Origin of the sequence: Brachybacterium fresconis, from assembly GCF_017876515.1 — a bacterium.
Lineage (GTDB): Bacteria > Actinomycetota > Actinomycetes > Actinomycetales > Dermabacteraceae > Brachybacterium > Brachybacterium fresconis.
Genome location: NZ_JAGIOC010000001.1, coordinates 997,206 through 1,016,018 on the forward strand (window position 1 = coordinate 997,206; position 18,813 = coordinate 1,016,018).

Consider the following 18,813-nt stretch of genomic DNA (forward strand, 5'->3'; position numbering starts at 1 on the left):
ATGAGTGACGCACAGCACAGTCACCGGGGCGAGGACGCCTCGCTCCACCGCAGTGCGCATGCCCTGGGGCGCACCGACCTCGGTGACGTGGGCGAGGTGACCAAGCACGACAGCCGACTGTCCGCCTTCGGCGCCTGCGAGGAAGCCAATGTCGCGGTCGGCACCGCCCTGGCGTTCGGGGACTTCGGGGTCGAGGTGGCCGCGACGCTGACGAGCGTGCAGAACGATCTCTTCGACCTGGCCGCCGACCTCAGCGTGCCGTTCGACGAGACCGATGAATCCGACGTCGTGCGGATCACCGAGCAGCACCTGACGTGGGTCGACCGAGCCTATGAGCACTACTCCTCGCAGCTCTCGCCCGTCGACGGGTACATCGTGCCGGGCGGCACCGTTCCGGCGACGCTGCTGTACCAGGCGCGGGTCGCCGTGCGCAGGGCCGAGCGCACCACCCTGGCGGCCATGGCCGAATTCCCCGGATCGACCAACGCCCTGGTGCCGCGCTACCTCAACAGCGCGTCGTCGTTGTTCTTCGTCCTGGCCCGCACGCACAACGCCGAGCTCGGGGACACGATGTGGAACCCGCTGGGCTCCGTCACCGCTCGGACACAGAACTAGACCGCGCTCGGTAGTGGTAGCCGCCGAGGCGGTCGAACCCGAGCTGCCGATACAGCGCTCGCGCGGCGCCGTTGTCCCGCTCGACCTCGAGGAGGGCGCGGCTCGCGCCCTGGACGGCCGCGAGCGCCAGCAGGGTCCGGGAGAGGGCGCGGCCGAGGCCCTGGCGACGGTGGGCGGGGTCCACCGCGATCATGTTCAGCACCGCGACGGTCTCCTTGCCCACGGGGGCGAGAGCCGCGCGTCCCACGGCGACCGGGGCGGCGTCCGGGGCCCCGTCGGCTCGCAGCAGCACCTGGACCGCAGGAGTTCCGGCGAGGATGTCGTGGACGGTCCGACGTGCCTGCTCGCCCTCTCGCGGGGCGAGCTGCCAGGCTGCCTCGAACCAGCCCTCGTCCAGGGCGCCGGTGCGGATCTCGGCCGAAGGATGCGGCACATCCCCGCGCCTGCGGCCGAGGGCGGTCGTGAGCAGCTCGCTGTCGCCATCGCGCCGGTAGCCGCGTTCGCGCAGAACGTCGTCCAACCGCTCGGGGCCGTGGAGGTCCAGGACCCGGAAGACGGGCGTCTCCCCGCTCATCTCGTACAGGGACTCGACCCGGTCGATCGCCGCGGCCAGGCCGTCCTGTGAGCTCGGGGCGTCCAGGGCGACGGCGCTGTTGGCACGACGGGTGACGCCGCGGGAGCGCAGCAGGGCGAAGCCGTCGACGTCGAGGCGCTGCAGCGGCCTCCAGCCGGCGATCAGCGCCTCGGTGAGACGGAATCCGCTCAGCGGTCGGGAGGCGGTGCCCCGGGGATTCTTGGAGGTCTGGGAGGTCTTCGAAGGCTTCGAGGACTTCGAGGACTTCGACGTCTTCGAGGTGCTGCGGCGGGGGTGGGAGCTCATCCCTGCGATCGTAGCGAGCACCCCGGTAGAATTCCGTCCACCCGCCGCGGACTCCCCGAGGAAGAAGGCCCGCCATGTCCGTCGACCCGCATTCGGACTATCACTCGCACGATCCCGAGGACGCCGACGCCGTCTCGGACGACCCGGTGGTCCGCGAGGCCCAGGAGCTGGAGAAGCGCATGCGCCGAGCGCTGGCCACCAAGGAGGATCCGCTGCGCGACGACGAGTCCACCTCGGAGCGTCTGCGGCGCCTGGAGAACGAAGGTCCCGAGCCCACCTCGGACTGACGGCGATCCTCCGGGACCGGCGCCGACCGGCACGGTCCGGCTCGGGACAGCAGAGGTCGGGCCGCGGATGCTCGCCTGTGCCTGACCGCCCGATCCCGTCCGCACCGTCGACGCTGCCGCCCGTTCGTCGGCGCCGCTTGCCACACTGGGGGCATGGACTCCCCCGCCTCGCCCCCCGCCCCCACCGCGACCACGACCGCTGGGACCCTGCGCGATGAGGCGCAGGAGGCGCTGCGTGCCCTGACCGGCCGCGCCGACGCCGCTTTCCACGAGGGGCAGTTCGAGGCGATCTCGGCCCTGGTCGAGCAGCGGCGGCGGGTGCTCGTGGTCCAGCGGACCGGCTGGGGCAAGTCCGCCGTGTACTTCCTGGCCGCCCTGCTGCAGCGGCGCCGCGGCGCAGGTCCGGCGCTGATCATCTCCCCGCTCATCGCCCTGATGCGCGACCAGGTGGCGGCCGCGCGCCGGGCGGGGGTCCGGGCCGAGGCGATCAGCTCGGCGAACCCGACCCAGTGGGCCGATATCGAGCAGGCGCTGGACGACGACGAGCTCGACGTCCTGCTGGTCTCCCCCGAGCGTCTGGTCAATCCGCGGTTCCGCGCGGATCAGCTGCCCCGTCTGATCGAGCGCTGCGGCCTGCTGGTGATCGACGAGGCGCACTGCATCTCCGACTGGGGCCACGACTTCCGCCCCGACTACCGGCGCCTGCGGGACCTGGTCGGCGAGCTCGGCGACCAGGTGCCCGTGCTCGCGACCACGGCGACGGCGAACTCCCGCGTGGTCGCCGACGTCGCCGAGCAGCTCGACGCCCAGAGCGAGGGGGCGGCGCCGGTGCTGACCCTGCGCGGCTCGCTCACCCGGGACTCGCTGCGCCTGGGTTGCCTGACCCTGCCTGATGACCGCGCGCGCCTGGAGTATCTGGTCCGCCACCTCGATCAGCTGCCGGGCTCGGGGATCATCTACACCTTGACGGTCTCCGCGGCGGAGGACCTCGCGGACCTGCTGGATCGTCCCGACCGCCGGGTGCGCGCCTACACCGGCCGCACGGATGCCGAGGAACGGGCCGAGCTCGAACAGGCCCTGAAAGACAACGAGGTCAAGGCACTCGCCGCCACCAGTGCGCTGGGGATGGGTTTCGACAAGCCCGATCTCGGCTTCGTCGTGCACCTGGGGGCGCCGAGCTCCCCGGTGGCCTATTACCAGCAGGTCGGCCGCGCCGGTCGTGCGACCGACACCGCCGATGTGCTGCTGCTGCCGGGGCGCGAGGACCGAGCCATCTGGGAGTACTTCGCGACCGCCTCGATGCCCTCCCAGGCCGATGCCGATGCGGTGCTCGCCGAGCTCGGCACCGCGTCGGGACCCGTGTCCACCCCGGCGCTCGAAGCCCGGGTGGACGTCAAGCGCAGCGCGCTCGAGCTGCTGGTGAAGGTGCTCGCGGTCGAAGGCGCGCTCCAGGCGGTGCGCGGCGGCTGGATCTCCACGGGCGAGCCCTGGACCTATGATGCGCCGCGCTACGAGAACGTCGCCCGGGCCCGCCGCGAGGAGCAGCAGGCGATGCTCGACTACGAACGCCTCCAGCCCGGGGATCCCCAGCAGTGCCGGATGCTGTTCCTGGCCCGGCAGCTCGATGACGACACGGCCTCCCCCTGCGGGCGCTGCGACGTGTGCACCGCGCCGTGGTATCCGGGCCCCGATGCCGCCTCGGCCCCTGCCGGCACGGACTCCCCGGCCACCGGAGCGGAGCCGGTCCCGGGAGCGGACTCGTCCCAGGAGGCGGTCGCCCGCCTGCTGGACCGCGTCGGGGTGCCGGTGGACCCGCGCAAGCAGTGGCCGCAGGGGCTGGACCGGCTCGGGCTGACCGCGGAGTCCGGCGCGGCGCTGCGCGGGAACATCCCGCCCGGGGAACGCCTCGAGGAGGGTCGGGCGCTGGCGCGCATGTCGGACCTGGGATGGGCGGTGCCGCTGCGGGAGCTGCTCCACGTCGATGAGCAGGGACATCGGGTCGATGCCCCGCTCACCCCGGCGATCGCCCAGCGGGTGGTCGAGGTGCTCGCCGACTGGGACTGGGACCGGCGCCCTGCGGCCGTGCTGGGGATCGGCTCCACCACCCGGCCGCGGCTGGTGCGCGAGCTCGCCGCCGGGATCGCGCGCCTCGGGAAGATGCAGGACCTCGGGGACCTTCCGCTGGCGTCCGACGCCGCCCCGCTGTTCGGGGCGCGCAACAGTGCCTTCCGCGTCGCGGCGCTGTGGGACAGGTTCGTGATCACCCCGGAGCTGACCGAGCAGCTCTCGGCCCTGGAGGGCGCGCCGATCCTCCTGGTCGACGACGAGATCGACACCCGTTGGACGATGACCCTGGCCGGGCGCCTGCTGCGTCGTGCGGGGTCGGGCCCCGTCCTGCCCCTGTCCCTGGCGCTGGTCAGCTGATCACGGGCCGTAGTCCTCGGCGCCGACCGCGAAGACCGGCCGGTCGCCGGTCTCCTCCCGCAGGCTCCACAGCAGGTCGGGGCCGTCCTCCTCCGGCCAGTAGCTGATCGACTCGCCCCAGTTCACCCAGGGGTGGGAGGTCATCTCGCCGGTCCCGGACCAGGCGTGCAGGGTCCTCTGCGTCGAGTTCGACTGGTTGAACCACCAGGTGCCGCCGGACGAGGCGACCCCGTTGAGATGGTGCAGCGGGACCTCGAGCGCCTCGTTGGCGGTCATGGTGTCCGGGAACCGTGTGCTCTCCGGTGCGAAGGGGAAGCGCACGGCGCGGGTGGTGCCGTTGGGGTAGTTCTCGCAGTCCGGGCAGCGGTATTCGGTCATGACGAGGGATCTGCTGGAGCGGTCCAGCGAGATGGTCGACCAGACCAGCTCCTCGGCGCCCTCGCGGGTCGCGATCGTGCCCGCCTGTGGCAGGGCGTAGCGGTAATGGTGGGCGTAGAAGGTGTCGCCGACACGGCCGATCTGCTCCTTGTCCCCGCCGGTGTCGGTGGTGAGGATCCGACTCATGTCGAACACGCGCATGCCCCGCGACGTGTCCGCGACATAGAGCAGATCCCCGTACCAGGCGATGCCGCCGACGTGGATGGTGACGTCGCGGAAGCTGGGTTCCTCGGCGGTGCCGGTGGGCTCGACCAGGAGGATTCGCCGGTAGGAATTCGGATGGTCGGCGTCCCAGTCGATGAGGTTGATCCGGGAGCCCTTCGGGGACGTGTTGTAGAAGCTCACGGCGATCAGCTGGCGGCCGTCGTACCGGCCGTCCTGCGCGGTCCCGACGGCGTCGCGGCTGGTGGTGATGCCCTGGGGCGCGACATCCGGGTCGTTCTCGTCGCCGGAGTCGAAGCGGAAGCCGTGGAGCTGTCCGTCGACGACGCCGGCCACCGGGGTCCGTTCGTGGTTCGCGGCGTCCATGACCTCGCTGACGCTCGCGCTGCCGGCCTGCTGCAGCAGAGTCTCCACGTGGTCCGCGTAGGTGGTGTAGTCCGCGGTGATGGTGAAGGAGTTCGGAGAGATCGCTTCCGGCACGCCCGCAGCGCGGGCCGGAGAGGCAGGAAGCATCGTCCCACCGGCGGTGACGGCACCGAGCAGACCGGCCCCGCGCAGGACTGCGCGACGGTCGATCCCTCCTGCGGAATGTCGATCAGGGTCCGGGGCCGGGGCGTTCGAGGTGGTGGCACTCATGGCCGAGCAGCCTTCCTGCGGGGTTCGAGGTGGCGCGCACCACCGTGGCACCGCGGGGCCGAGCTGTCGAGAGCTTTTCGTGGACCCTGTCCGAAAGAAGGAGGCCACCTTCCCGCGGAGCTCTACCTCTCGGCGTCGTGCCCGGGGGCGTCGTCCGTGGTCGGGCCGTCCTCCGTGGTCGGGCCGTCCTCCGTGGTCGGGCCGTCCTCCGCCTCTGCGTCGCCCTCAGGATCCTCGCCCGGCTCAGCCACCGCCTCGGGCCCGCCCTCGAGCAGGGCCACGAAGCCGGCCTCGTCGAGGATCCGCAGCCCGAGGTCGCGGGCCTTGGTCTCCTTCGAGCCGGCGTTCTCGCCGACCACCACGAAGTCCGTCTTCTTCGAGACCGAGCCGGAGGACTTCCCGCCGCGGGAGATGACCGCCTCCTTGGCACCGTCCCGGCTGAAGCCGTCCAGGCCGCCGGTGACCACGACCGTCAGCCCCTCGAGAGTCTTGACGAAGCCCTCCTCGACGTCGTCGACCATGCGCACCCCGGAGGCGGCCCAGCCGTCGACGAGCGTGCGGTGCCAGTCGACCGCGAACCATTCGGTGACGGCCTCGGCGATGATCGGGCCGACCCCGTCGGTGTCGGCGAGCTGCTCGACGCCCGCTTCGCGGATCGCGTCCATGGACCCGTAGGCGGTGGCGAGCGAACGGGCGGCCGTCGGACCGACGTGCCGGATGGACAGGGCCACCAGCACCCGCCACAGCGGCCGGGCCTTCGCCTTCTCCAGCTCGGACAGGAGCGTCTCGGTGGTCTTCAGCACGGCGGGAGTCTTCTGCTGCTTCCACGCGTTCTCGCGCTTGTAGTGCTTGAACTGCGGCCGGGACCAGAACGCGGGCTGGATGCGCCAGTCCCCCGTCGGCTCGCCGTCACGACGCTCGCTCTGCCAGACGACCACCTCGCGCAGCGCCTCGGCGGTGAGATCGAACAGATCGTCGCCCGTGGTGACCACGGGGTCCTGCAGACCGGGCAGCAGAGGGTCCTCCGCCGCGGTGATGCGCAGCAGCGGGACCCCGTCGGTCCCCTGGGTGACCTGGCCGTTCTTGACCACCACGAAGTTCTCGAGCTCCGCATCGGAGGCCTCGCGGATCGGCAGGTGGATGCTGTGCCCGGTGCTCAGGGCGGCGAGCGCCTCGCCCCGGCGCTTGTCGGGGTCGGTCAGAGCGATCGCGGACTCCTCGCCGAGCGCTTCGATGTCGAAGCCTCCGCGGGAGGCCGCATGCTCGACGCGCCCGGTGACCTGCGCGGGGCAGTCCTTCTGGTTGGGGCAGCGCCAGTCCTTCTCCCCCTCCTTCTCGGGGCGGATGGTGGTGCCGCAGGCGGGGCACCGGCTCGGCATCACGAAGGGACGCTCGCTGCCGTCGCGGAGCGATTCCACCGGTGCGAGGATCTCCGGGATCACGTCCCCGGCCTTGCGCAGCACGATGGTGTCGCCGATCAGCACGCCCTTGCGCTCGACGTCGAACTGATTGTGCAGCGTCGCCTTCTCGACGGTGGAACCGGCGACCTTCACCGGCTCCATCACCCCGAAGGGGGTCACCCGCCCGGTGCGCCCCACCTGCACCTGGATGTCCACCAGCTTCGTGGTGACCTCCTCGGGCGGGAACTTGAAGGCCGTCGCCCACCGCGGAGCGCGGGAAGTCGCGCCCAGGGCCCGCTGCTGCGCGAAGGAATCCACTTTGATCACGATGCCGTCGATCTCGTGCTCGAGGTCATGGCGGCGCTCGCCGTAGTCCTCGACGTACCGGACCACGTCGTCGGCCGAGTCGACGACCTGCATGTACCTGCTGGTCGGCAGACCCCACGAGGCCAGCAGGTCGTACACCTCGCTCTGCGAGCCGACGGGCGGATCCGGCCATGCCCCGATCCCGTGCACGGTCAGGCGCAGGGACTCCAGCCGCGCCTCGCCGGCCTCCCGCTCGAGCCCCGTCTTCTTCTCGAGCTGCTGGCGCAGTCCACCCGCCGCGGAGTTGCGGGGGTTGGCGAAGGTCGGGAAGCGGCGGGTCGCCGCGAGGTGCTCCTTCTCCTCGTCGAAGGCCCGTCGGCCCTTCGCCTGACGCGTCTCCCAGCGGGTGCGGGACTCTGCGACCGCTCGATCGCGCAGCTCGACCTGGAACTCGTTGAGCCGCGCGAAATCCGCGGTGGGCATGAACACCTCGCCGCGCACCTCGACCAGGGCGGGATGGCCGCTCCCGGCCAGGGACTGCGGGATTCCCTCGAGCCGCAGGGCGTTGACGGTCACGTCCTCCCCGGTGCGGCCGTCGCCCCGCGTCGCGGCCGTGACCAGCTCCCCGTTCTCGTAGCGGAGGTTGATCGCCAGACCGTCGATCTTCAGCTCGGTGAGCCAGCGCACCTCCTGGCAGAGCTCGCCCCCGGCATGTTCGCACCAGTCCCGCAGCTCCTGGATCGAGAAGACGTTGTCGAGGCTGAGCATCCGCTCCGCATGGTCGATCTCCACGAGCTCGGCATCGACCGCGCCATGGACCGTCTGCGTCGGCGAGTCCGCCCGGGCCAGCTGCGGGTGCTGCGCCTCGAGCGCCTGCAGCTCGTGCTCCAGGGCGTCGTACTCGGAGTCGGCCATCGTCGGGGCGTCGCGGACGTAGTAGTCCTCGATGGCCTGCTCGATCTGCGCCGTCAGCGCGGCGATGCGCTGCTGCGCGGCGGCGGCGTCGTTCTCGGTCGGCGGTGCGGTGGGCTGGGTGTCCTGCTCGTCCTGACTCACCAGGACATTGTGTCGCACCGATCCGGGAAGAGATATCCCCGAGGTGCCGTACCGATCCGGGACGGTGATTTCCTGGCCGAGCTCTGCACAGTTGTTGCCACCATGGATCTTGGCACCGACAACGCAGAGCTCGGCGGGCGGAGCAGGCCACCACCGGCAGGCGGAGCAGGCCAGCACCAGCGGGCGGAGCAGGCCAGCACCAGCGGGCGGAGCAGGCCACCACCGGCGGGCGGAGCAGGCCACCACCGGCAAGAAGGCGGGCCGGTCAGCTCGCGACGCGTCCGGCCCAGGTCGGGGCCACCCGCAGCAGAGCCTCGATCGCGTCCTCGTCCAGCAGCGTGGAGCGGTCGGGCTGGGCGGAGGGGTCGACCCGGCCGGCGTGGACGGCGTGCGCGGCCCCCGTATGGGCCAGCAGGGTGCAGCCGGCCGCGTCGGCATCGCTGTGGCCCAGTCGGTTCCAGATCTCCAGCATCGTCTCCAGCTCGGGGGCCAGTCGCCCGCCGGCGCGGGGGTCCACGACGAGCTCGAAGTGGCAGCCGTCGTCGTGCGCCTGGGCGATGCCCTCCCACAGAGCGCGTCCCTCCGTCGTCCGGAGCGTCGGCATCCGGCGCGGGCCGATCGCCATCCGGCGGATTCCGGCTTCCCGGGCGGCCCGCAGCAGGCGCACGTCCGCGCCCACCCCGACGGTGACGGAGTCGGCGTCCAGCCCGTAGTCCCGCAGCGCCGCCGTCAGGCTGCGCCACAGCATCCCGATCTCGGGCGCCCGCAGCGCCGGGTAGCGACGCCGCCCCGAGGGGGTGGGAATCCGTCCCTCGTGGACACCCGCCACGGCATCCTCGCGCAGCAGCAGGTGGGGTCGGGCGCCGGGGACCCGATCACGCAGCTCGTCGAGGTGATCGATCAGTCCCTCGGCCAGCAGCATCGGCAGGTCGCGCACGGCGCCGGGATCGCCCAGCGTGCGCTCGCCGGAGCCCAGGAAGGTCGCGGCGGAGAGGGTGGCCGGCCCGAGGGCGGTCGTCATCAGCGGCCCCTCGTAGCCGAGCAGAGCGATCCGGGCCGCATCGAGGGTGCGCTCGCGCAGCTCGCGGGCGTGCTGCCAGGCGGCGCCGACGCCCGGGCCGAGCCGCCACCCGTAGCTGACCAGGTCGCCGGTGGTCTCGGCCAGCAGGGCGAGGGTGGCCGGAAGCATGTGGTCGGTTGAGTCGATGCCGAACGCCGAGGGCAGGTAGAGGCGGGTGGCGATCTGGTCCTCGACGTCGTCGCCGAGCAGGGCCCGCAGGCGCATCAGGGCGGCCAGATGCGGATCCGCCGGGAGATCGTGGCGGGCGGTCTCGGCCGCGCTGGGTGCACGGAAGGTGCCGTCGCCGGTGAGGGTGACCAGGGGGCTCATGCGCGGCGCTCCAACGTGGAGGCGGCGATCACGCGGTCGCCGTCGTACAGGACGAGGGTCTGACCGGGTGCGACGCCGCGGATCGGGGTCTCGAGACTCACGCGGAGGCTCGCGGATGCGGTAGCGGGGGAAGCGGTACCGGGGTCGGTGCCGGACGCGGGACCGGCTGCCGGATCGGCGGAGCCTGTTCCGGTCCGTGGAGCCGTCGCGGGCACGGCTGCGGTGGCCGTGGCGGGCACCTCGAGGACTTCGGCGGGAATCGACTCGCCATGGGCGCGGATCTGGGCGCGGACCTCGCGGCCGGGCGAGAGCGGCTCGAAGGCGACGACGTCGGTGGCGATCAGCTCGCGGGTCGAGAGCAGCTCGGCGGCGCCGACGACGACCTGCCGGGAGGAGGGATCGATGTCGACCACGTACCGCGGGGCGCCGTCGGCGGCGGGCTGCTGCAGGCCCAGGCCCTTGCGCTGGCCGATGGTGAAGCCGTGGGTGCCGCGGTGAGTGCCGAGCACGGCGCCGTCCGGGTCCCGGATCTCCCCGGGTGCCTGGCCGAGGTTGCGCTCGAGGAAGCCGCGGGTGTCGCCATCGGCCACGAAGCAGATGTCGTAGCTGTCGGGCTTGGTCGAGACCCCCAGGCCGCGCGAGCGGGCCTCGGCGCGCACCTCGTCCTTGGTCTCGTACTCGCCCAGGGGGAACACCGAGCGGCCCACCGCATCCGGGCCCATCACGGCCAGGACGTAGGACTGGTCCTTGGCCTGGTTCCGGGAGCGATGCAGGGACGGCGCGCCACCCGGCCCGTCGGCGCGGATCGAGGCGTAGTGGCCGGTGCACACGGCATCGAAGCCGAGCACCGTGGCGCGCTCCAGGAGGGAGGCGAACTTGATGCGCTCGTTGCAGCGCACGCAGGGATTGGGGGTCCGGCCGGCCGCGTACTCGGACAGGAAGTCCTCCACGACCAGGTCGTGGAAATCGTCCGAGAGGTCCCAGACGTAGTACGGGATGCCGATCTTCTCCGCCGCGCGGCGGGCGTCGGAGGCGTCCTCGACGGTGCAGCAGCCCCGGGAGCCGCTGCGGGTCTGGTCACGATTCTTCGACAGCGCCATGTGGACACCGACGACCTCATGCCCGGCCTCGGCCGCGCGCGCCGCCGCCACGGCGGAGTCGACCCCGCCGCTCATCGCTGCCAGCACCTTCATCCGTCGGCCTCCTCGTCTCATCCGGCTGTCAAGTGTACGGACCGGGCGACCCACCACGGAACGGGCGCAAGCGTGATGTGCGCCCCGACAGCACACGGTGACCGACCGCAACAGCACGCCGCTGCCCCGGGTCTCGTCGAGCTGCGTCGATAGGGTCGGCGCGTGGATACATGCACCGGTCTCACCCCGCCCCAGCGCGACCTCGTCCATCACTGGCTCCCCCGCGCCGAGCTCGTCACCGACCACAGCTGGGGACTGGTCGCCACGACGGTGCTGGAGCTCTCCGGTCCCGATGGCCACGTGATCGTCAAGGCCGGCGGCGCGGAGGACCACCACATCGCCCGCGAGATCGCCGCGCACCGCCGATGGCTGCTTCCCTTGGCCTCCTCCGGGCACGCCCCGCAGATGGTGATCGCCGACGAGGAGACGAAACTCCTGGTGACCGATCATCTTCCCGGACGTCTTGTCGAGGGCGACCCCTCGCAGGACGCACCAGAGACGTATCGACAGGCCGGGATCCTTCTGTCCCGCTTCCACGGGCAGCACGCCGAGTCGAGCACGACGTGGGATGACCAGCTCGCCGCGCATGCACGCCGCTGGCTCGCCGGCCCGCACCGGATCGATCCCGCCTCCGTGCGTGCACTTCGACGCGAGATCGACGCCTGGCCCACGGGCAGCACGGTCGACCTGGTCCCGACCCACGGGGATTGGCAGCCGCGCAACTGGCTGATCGATGACGGCACCGTGCGGATCATCGATTTCGGGCGCACCGATCTGCGTCCGGCCGTGACGGACTTCGCCCGCCTGGCCCGGCAGGACTTCTCCCGCGATCCCTGGCTCGAGGCAGCCTTCCTCGACGGCTACGGCAGCGATCCGCGCGAGCCGGGCCTGTGGCGGCGCACCCTGCTCGGCGAGGCGATCGGCACCGCGGGATGGGCCCACCGTGTCGGCAGCGAGTCCTTCGAGAAGCTCGGACTGCGCCAGATCGACCAGCTGCTCCGCTGACGACCGCGTCGGATCGGGGTCAGCCGAACAGGGCCCCGACCGCGCGTGCCTTCGTCAGGGACTCCGGCAGGGCCCTCAGCAGCTGCTCGACGTCGCGCCCGGTGCTGGTCCAGCCCAGCGACAGCCGCAGGGCGCCGCGCGAGAGCTGGTCGGGGATGCCCATCGCCGCCAGCACGGGGCTGGCCTGGGTGACGCCGGCCGAGCAGGCGGAGCCAGCCGAGGAGTCCACGCCGCGCTCATCCAGCAGGAACAGCAGCGAATCCGCGTCCGCTCCCGGGAACACGACGTGCACGATGTGGCCGGACTGCGGGGAGTCCTCCGCCAGGGTGAAGCGGGCCTCGGGGTCGATCTCGGCGATCCCAGCGCGCAGCCGCCGCGCGAGAGCTCGTATCCGCTCGGTCTCCTGCTCCCGCTCGGCCAGCGTCTCGCGCAGCGCCGCGGCGAAGGAGGCGGCATGGGCGAGGTCCAGCGTTCCCGAGCGCACGCCCCGCTGCTGGCCGCCGCCGGTGGTGGCCATCCCGAAGGGTACGTCCGGCTTCGCCACCAGAGCCCCCACCCCCACCGGTGCCCCGATCTTGTGACCGGACAGCGACATCAGGTCGACGTCGTCCCAGGAGGGCCGCTCCGCGTGGCCGACGCCCTGGACCGCGTCGGTGTGCACCAGGGTGCCGTGGGGCCGGGCTATCGCGCCGAGCGCGGCGAGGTCCTGCCGGGCGCCGGTCTCGTTGTTCACCAGCGCCGCACTGACCACGCTCACGGCGCCGTCGGCGAGCAGATCGGCGGTCTGCTCCGGCAGCAGCAGGCCTCGGGCATCCACCGGCAGCAGACGCGCCTCGATGCTCGGCGCGGTCGTGGCCAGCGAGCGGGCGGTGGCGAGGATCGCGGGATGGTCGGTCGCGGCGACCGCCACCGCCGTGCGGCGTGGATCGCGCGTCGCCGCGCCGAGGGCGACCGAGCGGATCGCCAGGTTGTCCGCCTCCGTGCCGCCGGAGGTCATGATCAGCCAGCTGCGCGGGACGTCGAGCAGCTCGGCGATCGTCTCCAGCGCGTCGTCGAGCACGGCGCGTGCCCGCCGCCCCGAGGCGTGCACCGCCGACGGGTTGCCCTGCACCCTCGAGGCCTCGAGGAAGGCCTCCCGTGCGGCCGGACGCATCACGGTGGTCGCGGCGTGGTCGAGGTAGGCCCGCTCCTGCCCCGGATCAGCGGCGGTCGTTCCGTCGGCACTCATCTGCGTGCTCATGTCCTCGTTCTGCTCCGTCATCGTCCCGGTCATCTCCGCACCCGCCATCTCCCGGATCGCCCGCCGTTCACCACGGCTTCGTCTGGTCCTGCTCGGAGCCCTCGTCCTGCTCCTCGCCCTCACCGCCCTGGGCGTCCTTGTTGCGCTCCTCCACCTTGTCCTCCTTGGACTTCTGCTCGCCGTCACCCTCCGTCGGGGCCTCCTCCGGGTCGCCCTCGCCCTCGGGATCCTCGCGCTTCGGGTCGCCCGGATCCTTCGGGGACCCGCCCTTCTCGTCGCCGTCGCCCTCGCCCTGCTGGCCGCGCTCGTCCGGATCGTTCCCGGCCTCCTCGTCGGCCTCGCGGCGCTTCTCCTCCACGCGGTCGCCGTTGTCCTCGGTGGTCTCGGACTCCTCGTTGCCGGAGCCGCCGCCCTGGCCACCCTCGCCACCGCCACCGCCGCCGCCGCAGACGGCCAGCATCTCCTCGGCCTCGTAGAGGCGGTCGGCGCGCTGCTGCGGATCCTCGATCTGATCGGCCTGGCGCTCGATCGAGATCGCGAGGTTGTTGATGATCTTGCACTGCGCGTGCAGCGGGGCGTTGAGATCGCTGTGGCCGTTCCATTCGTCCAGCGCCGTGCGCAGCTCCTCCTCGGCGGCCGCGTCCTTCCCCTGCTGCAGCAGGTCGGTGCCCTCGGACAGATGCGGCAGGTACGGCTCGAACCAGTTCGCGACCTGCACCGGGGCCAGCCGCTCGATCGCCGTGGGGTAGTCCTCGGCCTCGTAGGCGCTCTGGTGCGCGGCCTGGGTGATCGGCATCGACAGGAACTTCACCGCGAGCAGGGCCAGCAGCAGGAGCGGGATCGCGAGCACCGCGAAGACGATGATCCTCGTGCGCCGCAGCCGACGCACGTTCAGCCCGAAGTTCTTCGTGCTGCCCGCACCCTCCTGGGCCAGGGCCGGAGGGGTCGGCGAGGTCGATCCGGAGTCCTCGGTGCGGGGCCGCTCGCTCAGCGGTGTGCTCATCGGGACGCTCCTTGGATGTCGTGGCGGTCCAGCTTGCGCGGCAGCCGGTAGGTCATCTCCCCCAGCTCCCAGATCAGCAGTGCCGCCAGCGGGATCGAGGCGATCCAGTACCAGTCCCGGAAGCTGGTCACGTCGCGGGCCGACTCGATGGGGATCGGCCGCAGGGTGATGCCCTCCATGGTGCCCTCGATCTCGGCCTCGGGATCGTCGCGGTGGATGTAGGGCACGCCCAGGTCGGAGGCGATCGTCTGCAGCTGCTCCTCGTCGATCGAGGAGATGCCCCGCTCGCCGTCCGGGCCGGTGATGTACTCCCCGTCCTGGGGCCCGCCGTTGGCCTTCATCGGGCCTCCCTCGGCGGTCCCGTAGCCGAGCACCGCCCCGCCGTCGATGAAGGAGGCCGCCTGGCTGAAGGACTCCGACTCCTTCTCGTCGGTGTTCTCCCCGTCGGAGAGGAAGTACACGAGGGTCTGGGACTCCGGGTCCTCCCGCTGGGTGGTGGAGAGCTCGACCAGCAGCGTCTCGAGCGGACGGTCGACGTTGGAACCCTGGGAGTACTCGGTGGGCTCGGTGGTCAGCGTGTCGATCCAGGCGGTGGCGGCACCTGCGTCGGTGGTCAGCGGCAGCTGCTGGGTGGCCGTGGAGTCGAAGGCGATGACGGAGTACCGCGAGCCTTCGGTCATGCCCATGATGCGGCTCATGTCGGCCTTCACCCCGTCCAGGCGCGGCTGCTCTCCGGCGTAGTCCTCGGCATTCATCGACCCGGTGCGATCGACCACGAAGAAGACGTTCGCGTTCATCCGCTCGGTCTGCTCCCCGTCCAGCGGAGTCACCGGGCGCAGGGCGACCATCAGCAGCAGCACCACCATCAGGCCGCGGCGCAGCCATGCCACCCGCTGCCGGGGCCGACGGATCAGCAGCACGCCGCAGACGATCAGCATCGCGCCGAACAGCGGGATGATCGCCCACAGGGGCATGAGGTACTCCAGGCGCATCAGCGTGCCCTCCAACCCAGAACCAGGATGCCGACCAGCGACAGGAATGTCAGCACGAAGCCGAAGGTCGGATGGTCGGTGCGCACCACGGTCGGTTCCGCACCCATCTCCTTCGCCTGGGTCTTCTGGATCTCGTCGATGATCGAGGGGATCGCGTCGGGGTCCGAGGACTCGTACAGCTCCCCGTCCTGGTCCTCGGTGGCCGCCTGCAGCTCCTCGAAGCACCGGGGGCCGCACTCGTACGCCCCCGGGTAGAAGGTGTACAGGTCGATCTTCCGGTCGGCGACGGCCTCGGTGGCCTCCTGCAGCGTGAAGACCGGCTCGCCGTTGACCTCGTTGTCGGTGGCGAAGATGATCGAGCGGGAGCGGTCCTCCTCCGCCTGGTCGAACTCCTGGGCGCAGGAGACCAGGCCGTCCGGCACCACCGAAGCCTCATCGGCGATGCCGCGCGTGCCCTCGACGAAGTTCACGTACTGGCGCACCTTCTCGTCGGAGTAGTCGCGATTGCCCAGGCGGTAGCCGAACTCGTCGAAGTCGATCGCCTCGGCGCCCTGTTCCAGCTCCCGCTTGATCAGGTCGTAGTCGTTGGTCAGGGGGAACACGGTGCGGCTGGTCGAGTTGAAGATCGACAGCGCCACCCGCTCGCCCTCGAAGGAGTCGACCATCTCGGCGAAGGTGGACAGGATCTCGGTGTCGTACTCGTACATCGACCCGGAGACGTCCAGACACAGCACGATGTCTCGGGAGGCGAAGTCCGGGGTCTCGATCCGCTCGCTCGAGATCCGGCCGGAGAGGATGGAGGCGGCGAGGACGCCGAGGACGGCGATGCCGACCTGGAGCACCCGGACCACCCTCGCCACCCGCTGGGCGCGCACGAAGCTGGGGATGGAATCGAGGTACTGCGAGTTGGCGACCAGCACCGGGGCCTTGCGCATCGCCCGACGGTTCCAGAACGTGATCGCCCAGACCGCGAGCGCCGCGAGCAGCAGCAGGGCCGTGACCCACCAGAACGTCATGACCATCCTCGGATCACCTCCCTCGCCCGGCGCACGGAGTCCGTCAGGACGGCGCCCGAGGCCAGCGCGAAATCTGGTTCGTACAGGTCGGCGATCAGCGTCCCGACGTCGCGGGTGCGCGGATCGGCCGTGAGCGTGGCCATGTCCTGGCTGGTCACGTCGTGCCCGGTGGTGCGGCGCACGAAGCGGCGCATGACCCCGGTGAGCTCGTGATGGCCCGCGCGGGCCTCCAGATCGCCGGCCTCGTGACGGTCGGCGATGTCGTTGACGGCGCGCAGGAACTCCGCCTTGAGGGCATCGACGTCGCTGGGGCGGGCCCGGTAGGCGATGCGCTTCTCGATCGCGCGGGTGATCTTCAGCGTCCCCACGATCAGGGCGGTGATCACCAGCAGGCACAGCACGGCGAGGATCACCCAGGCCACCGAGTACTGGGGCGGGGCGATGATCTCCGGCGGGGCGGGCTCGGCCAGCAGGGCGGCCGCGGCCGTCGCCTCAGGCACGAGCATGGCGGTACTCCCTCGCCCGCAGCATGGCGATCATGTCCTCGACCACGGTGGTCTCGCCGCTGGTGACCATGTGGCTGACATGGAGACGGTCCAGCATCTCGGTGATGCCGTCGCGGCGCGCCCGCCGGTAGGCCGCAGCATCCCGGGCCACCCGCTTCGAGGAGCGAGCCATCGCACCCACCTCCCGCGGCGCGTTCACATCCACCACGTCGTGCTCGAGCTCGCCGCTCTGCAGCGGATCGGCGTCGGCGATGCGGATCACGATCACGTCGTGCCGGGTGGTCAGCCGGCGCAGCAGGCCGAAGTCTTCGACGCTCGGATGCGCCTCGTCGGTGATGATCGTCATCAGCGTCGACCGGGAGGTCACCCGGAAGGCGCGCTCGAGCAGCCAGGCGCTGTCCGCGGCCGGCGCCGCCGTGGTGGTGGCCTGCTGGACGCTGCGCAGCAGCAGCTCCAGATGACCGTCGCTGGAGCGCGAGGGCAGCTGGACCGGGCGGCTGTCGTGGCCCGCGACCAGCCCCACCAGGTCGCCGTTCTTCTGGGCCAGGAAGCAGATCATGCCGGCCGCGAGGATCATCGCGTCGCGCTTGGAGGTGCCGTCGGCGGCGGTCGCCGCCATCGCCGAGGAGGTGTCCGCGACGATCGACAGATGCCGCACCCGCTCCTCGTTGAACCGCCGGATCAGCGGCTCTCCCGACCGGGCCGTGGCCTTCCAGTCGATCTCGGAGATCTTGTCTCCGGGCTGGTAGTACTTCAGGTCGTCGAAGTCCTCGCCGGCGCCCTTGAACAGCGAGCGGCCGCGGCCCTGGATCAGGCCGCGCGCCCGGCTCGAGGTGTGCAGGTCGACCCGGGCCTTGACCCGGGTCAGCAAGGAGGTCGCCATACCGTGCTCTCCGTGATCCGCGGCGCTCAGGGCATCGGGACGGCGTGGAACACCGCATCGATGATCTGCTCGGGCTTGATCCCGCTGGCCAAGGCGTCGAAGGTGAGCACCAGACGGTGGCGCAGCACTCCGTAGCGCATCGCCCGGACGTCGTCGGGCGTGACGTAGTCGCGGCCCTGCAGCAGGGCGTGGGCCTGGCCCACCCGCATCAGCGCCAGGGAGCCGCGGGGGCTCGCCCCGACCCGCACCGACTGGGTCAGGTTCGGCACCGGGCGCGGACCGGAGCCGCGGGTCGTGAACACGAGGTCGATGATGTAGCGCTTCACCGCCGGGTCGACGTAGACGGCGTCGACCATCTCCTGCAGGAAGCGGACGTCCTCGAGGGACACGTTCGCCACCGCCTGGCGGGGGCCGGTGAGGCTGCCCGCGGTGGAGCGGTCGAGGATCTCGTGCTCCTCGCCCGGGCGCGGGTAGGTGAGGATCTCCTTCATGAGGAAGCGGTCCATCTGCGCCTCGGGCAGGACGTAGGTGCCCTCCTCCTCGATCGGGTTCTGGGTGGCCAGCACCATGAACGGCTCGGGCAGGCGGTACACCTCCCCACCGATCGAGGTCTGCCGCTCCTGCATCGCCTCGAGCATGGCGGACTGGGTCTTCGCGCTGGAGCGGTTGATCTCGTCCAGCAGCACGACGTTGGCATGGACCGGACCCAGCTGGGTGGTGAAGGTGCCGGAGCCGTAGTTGAAGATCTGGGTGCCGAGGATGTCGTTGGGCATCAGGTCCGGGGTGCACTGGATCCGGGCGAAGGAGCCCGTGATCGAGGAGGCCAGCGCGCTCGCGGCGGTCGTCTTGGCCAGGCCGGGCACGGACTCCAGCAGCACATGGCCCCCGGCGGCGAGCGCCGCCACCAGCGTCAGCCGCAGGTTCTCCTGGCCGACCACGCGGGACTGGAACACCTGGGAGATGGCGCCGATGATCGACCCGGTGCGCTCGAGGTCGCCCGGGGAGATCGCCCGGGCGGACGGGGCGAAGTCCCCGGGGCGGCGCTGCGGGCCGCTCTGCCCCTGGGCGAGCCCCTGCGACGGCATCGGCCCCTGCCCCTGGGCCGGGCCCTGCGCGGCGGGCGCTCCCGGAGGCCCCGGCGGCGCGCTCTGCGCTCCGGGCGGCTGGTTGGGTGGAATGCTCATGCGCTGCGGCTCCCCCGTCGTGCGTTGTACTCGTGCTGTTCGTGCGAGCTGATCCATCAGCCCGCTCCGGCCCCTCCCCGGACGGCCGGAGGCCGAGGCCGGCCGCGTGACCGTGACGGTGCCGGTCGATCCCCGGGCGGCGGGGCGCGACGGCACCGCACCGATCCTAACGGCACCGGGGCCCGCAGGGCGATCGG

General features: G+C 71.6%; 16 protein-coding genes. 4 read left to right on the forward strand and 12 right to left on the reverse strand.

From position 1 onward, the window contains the following. Positions 1-615: an ATP:cob(I)alamin adenosyltransferase gene (locus JOF44_RS04605; protein WP_209887877.1), complete on the forward strand. Its 615-nt coding sequence runs from the start codon at positions 1-3 to the stop codon at positions 613-615. Here the strand turns inward: JOF44_RS04605 and JOF44_RS04610 are convergent. Next, positions 593-1,495 (reverse strand): GNAT family N-acetyltransferase, encoded by a 903-nt coding sequence (locus JOF44_RS04610; protein WP_209887880.1) that lies wholly within the window; start codon positions 1,493-1,495, stop codon positions 593-595. The genes JOF44_RS04605 and JOF44_RS04610 overlap by 23 nt on opposite strands. A 74-nt stretch (positions 1,496-1,569) precedes the next feature. Here JOF44_RS04610 and JOF44_RS04615 point away from each other — a divergent pair, with 74 nt between their 5' ends. Then, positions 1,570-1,782 carry a hypothetical protein gene (locus tag JOF44_RS04615; protein ID WP_209887883.1) on the forward strand — a complete coding sequence of 71 codons (213 nt, stop codon included), beginning with the start codon at positions 1,570-1,572 and terminating at the stop codon, positions 1,780-1,782. 153 nt (positions 1,783-1,935) lie between these two features. Continuing rightward, the gene (locus JOF44_RS04620; RefSeq protein WP_209887886.1) at positions 1,936-4,206 is read left to right on the forward strand and encodes a RecQ family ATP-dependent DNA helicase; all 2,271 of its coding nucleotides are present in this window, start codon (positions 1,936-1,938) and stop codon (positions 4,204-4,206) included. On the opposite strand, the gene JOF44_RS04625 is transcribed toward JOF44_RS04620, so the two are convergent. The 4 genes from JOF44_RS04625 to mnmA form a co-directional block, all read right to left on the reverse strand. Continuing rightward, positions 4,207-5,442 carry a hypothetical protein gene (locus tag JOF44_RS04625; RefSeq protein WP_209887889.1) on the reverse strand — a complete coding sequence of 412 codons (1,236 nt, stop codon included), beginning with the start codon at positions 5,440-5,442 and terminating at the stop codon, positions 4,207-4,209. Between the two features lie 122 nt (positions 5,443-5,564). Next, complete coding sequence (locus JOF44_RS04630; protein ID WP_209887892.1) at positions 5,565-8,204, reverse strand: NAD-dependent DNA ligase LigA; 2,640 nt, start codon at positions 8,202-8,204, stop codon at positions 5,565-5,567. Positions 8,205-8,469: 265 nt separating this feature from the next. After that, positions 8,470-9,594, reverse strand: a complete 1,125-nt coding sequence (locus tag JOF44_RS04635) for a uroporphyrinogen decarboxylase/cobalamine-independent methonine synthase family protein (RefSeq protein WP_209887895.1) — start codon at positions 9,592-9,594, stop codon at positions 8,470-8,472. Further along, positions 9,591-10,787 carry a tRNA 2-thiouridine(34) synthase MnmA gene (mnmA, locus tag JOF44_RS04640; protein WP_209887898.1) on the reverse strand — a complete coding sequence of 399 codons (1,197 nt, stop codon included), beginning with the start codon at positions 10,785-10,787 and terminating at the stop codon, positions 9,591-9,593. The genes JOF44_RS04635 and mnmA overlap by 4 nt, the downstream gene beginning before the upstream one ends. Before the next feature lie 162 nt (positions 10,788-10,949). Here mnmA and JOF44_RS04645 point away from each other — a divergent pair, with 162 nt between their 5' ends. After that, the gene (locus JOF44_RS04645) at positions 10,950-11,792 is read left to right on the forward strand and encodes a phosphotransferase (protein ID WP_209887901.1); all 843 of its coding nucleotides are present in this window, start codon (positions 10,950-10,952) and stop codon (positions 11,790-11,792) included. 19 nt (positions 11,793-11,811) lie between these two features. Here the strand turns inward: JOF44_RS04645 and JOF44_RS04650 are convergent, their stop codons facing one another. Genes JOF44_RS04650 through JOF44_RS04680 form a run of 7 tightly spaced genes read right to left on the reverse strand, consistent with a single transcriptional unit; the run spans position 11,812 to position 18,616 of the window. Further along, positions 11,812-13,053, reverse strand: a complete 1,242-nt coding sequence (locus JOF44_RS04650) for a cysteine desulfurase family protein (protein ID WP_245348853.1) — start codon at positions 13,051-13,053, stop codon at positions 11,812-11,814. A gap of 46 nt (positions 13,054-13,099) precedes the next feature. Further along, positions 13,100-14,035: a hypothetical protein gene (locus JOF44_RS04655; RefSeq protein WP_209887904.1), complete on the reverse strand. Its 936-nt coding sequence runs from the start codon at positions 14,033-14,035 to the stop codon at positions 13,100-13,102. Next, complete coding sequence (locus JOF44_RS04660) at positions 14,032-15,027, reverse strand: VWA domain-containing protein (protein ID WP_209887907.1); 996 nt, start codon at positions 15,025-15,027, stop codon at positions 14,032-14,034. Before JOF44_RS04660 ends, JOF44_RS04655 begins: the two co-directional genes overlap by 4 nt. Further along, positions 15,027-16,043, reverse strand: a complete 1,017-nt coding sequence (locus tag JOF44_RS04665) for a vWA domain-containing protein (protein WP_245348854.1) — start codon at positions 16,041-16,043, stop codon at positions 15,027-15,029. Before JOF44_RS04665 ends, JOF44_RS04660 begins: the two co-directional genes overlap by 1 nt. Then, complete coding sequence (locus JOF44_RS04670) at positions 16,040-16,549, reverse strand: hypothetical protein (protein WP_209887913.1); 510 nt, start codon at positions 16,547-16,549, stop codon at positions 16,040-16,042. Before JOF44_RS04670 ends, JOF44_RS04665 begins: the two co-directional genes overlap by 4 nt. Then, complete coding sequence (locus JOF44_RS04675) at positions 16,536-17,432, reverse strand: DUF58 domain-containing protein (RefSeq protein ID WP_209887916.1); 897 nt, start codon at positions 17,430-17,432, stop codon at positions 16,536-16,538. The genes JOF44_RS04670 and JOF44_RS04675 overlap by 14 nt, the downstream gene beginning before the upstream one ends. Positions 17,433-17,458: 26 nt before the next feature. Then, entirely contained in the window at positions 17,459-18,616 is a 1,158-nt protein-coding gene (locus tag JOF44_RS04680) for an AAA family ATPase (RefSeq protein ID WP_245348855.1), read from the reverse strand. Positions 18,617-18,813: the final 197 nt, after the last annotated feature.

Bases quoted from the DNA above. Each gene is read 5' to 3' on its own strand.
- JOF44_RS04610 (WP_209887880.1), bottom strand. From the start codon at position 1,495: ATGAGCTCCCACCCCCGCCGCAGCACCTCGAAGACGTCGAAGTCCTCG.
- JOF44_RS04675 (WP_209887916.1), bottom strand. From the start codon at position 17,432: ATGGCGACCTCCTTGCTGACCCGGGTCAAGGCCCGGGTCGACCTGCAC.
- JOF44_RS04680 (WP_245348855.1), bottom strand. From the start codon at position 18,616: ATGAGCATTCCACCCAACCAGCCGCCCGGAGCGCAGAGCGCGCCGCCG.
- mnmA (WP_209887898.1), bottom strand. From the start codon at position 10,787: ATGAAGGTGCTGGCAGCGATGAGCGGCGGGGTCGACTCCGCCGTGGCG.
- JOF44_RS04650 (WP_245348853.1), bottom strand. From the start codon at position 13,053: ATGACGGAGCAGAACGAGGACATGAGCACGCAGATGAGTGCCGACGGA.
- JOF44_RS04625 (WP_209887889.1), bottom strand. From the start codon at position 5,442: ATGAGTGCCACCACCTCGAACGCCCCGGCCCCGGACCCTGATCGACAT.
- JOF44_RS04605 (WP_209887877.1), top strand. From the start codon at position 1: ATGAGTGACGCACAGCACAGTCACCGGGGCGAGGACGCCTCGCTCCAC.
- JOF44_RS04670 (WP_209887913.1), bottom strand. From the start codon at position 16,549: ATGCTCGTGCCTGAGGCGACGGCCGCGGCCGCCCTGCTGGCCGAGCCC.
- JOF44_RS04655 (WP_209887904.1), bottom strand. From the start codon at position 14,035: ATGAGCACACCGCTGAGCGAGCGGCCCCGCACCGAGGACTCCGGATCG.
- JOF44_RS04615 (WP_209887883.1), top strand. From the start codon at position 1,570: ATGTCCGTCGACCCGCATTCGGACTATCACTCGCACGATCCCGAGGAC.
- JOF44_RS04660 (WP_209887907.1), bottom strand. From the start codon at position 15,027: ATGCGCCTGGAGTACCTCATGCCCCTGTGGGCGATCATCCCGCTGTTC.
- JOF44_RS04635 (WP_209887895.1), bottom strand. From the start codon at position 9,594: ATGAGCCCCCTGGTCACCCTCACCGGCGACGGCACCTTCCGTGCACCC.
- JOF44_RS04665 (WP_245348854.1), bottom strand. From the start codon at position 16,043: ATGACGTTCTGGTGGGTCACGGCCCTGCTGCTGCTCGCGGCGCTCGCG.
- JOF44_RS04620 (WP_209887886.1), top strand. From the start codon at position 1,936: ATGGACTCCCCCGCCTCGCCCCCCGCCCCCACCGCGACCACGACCGCT.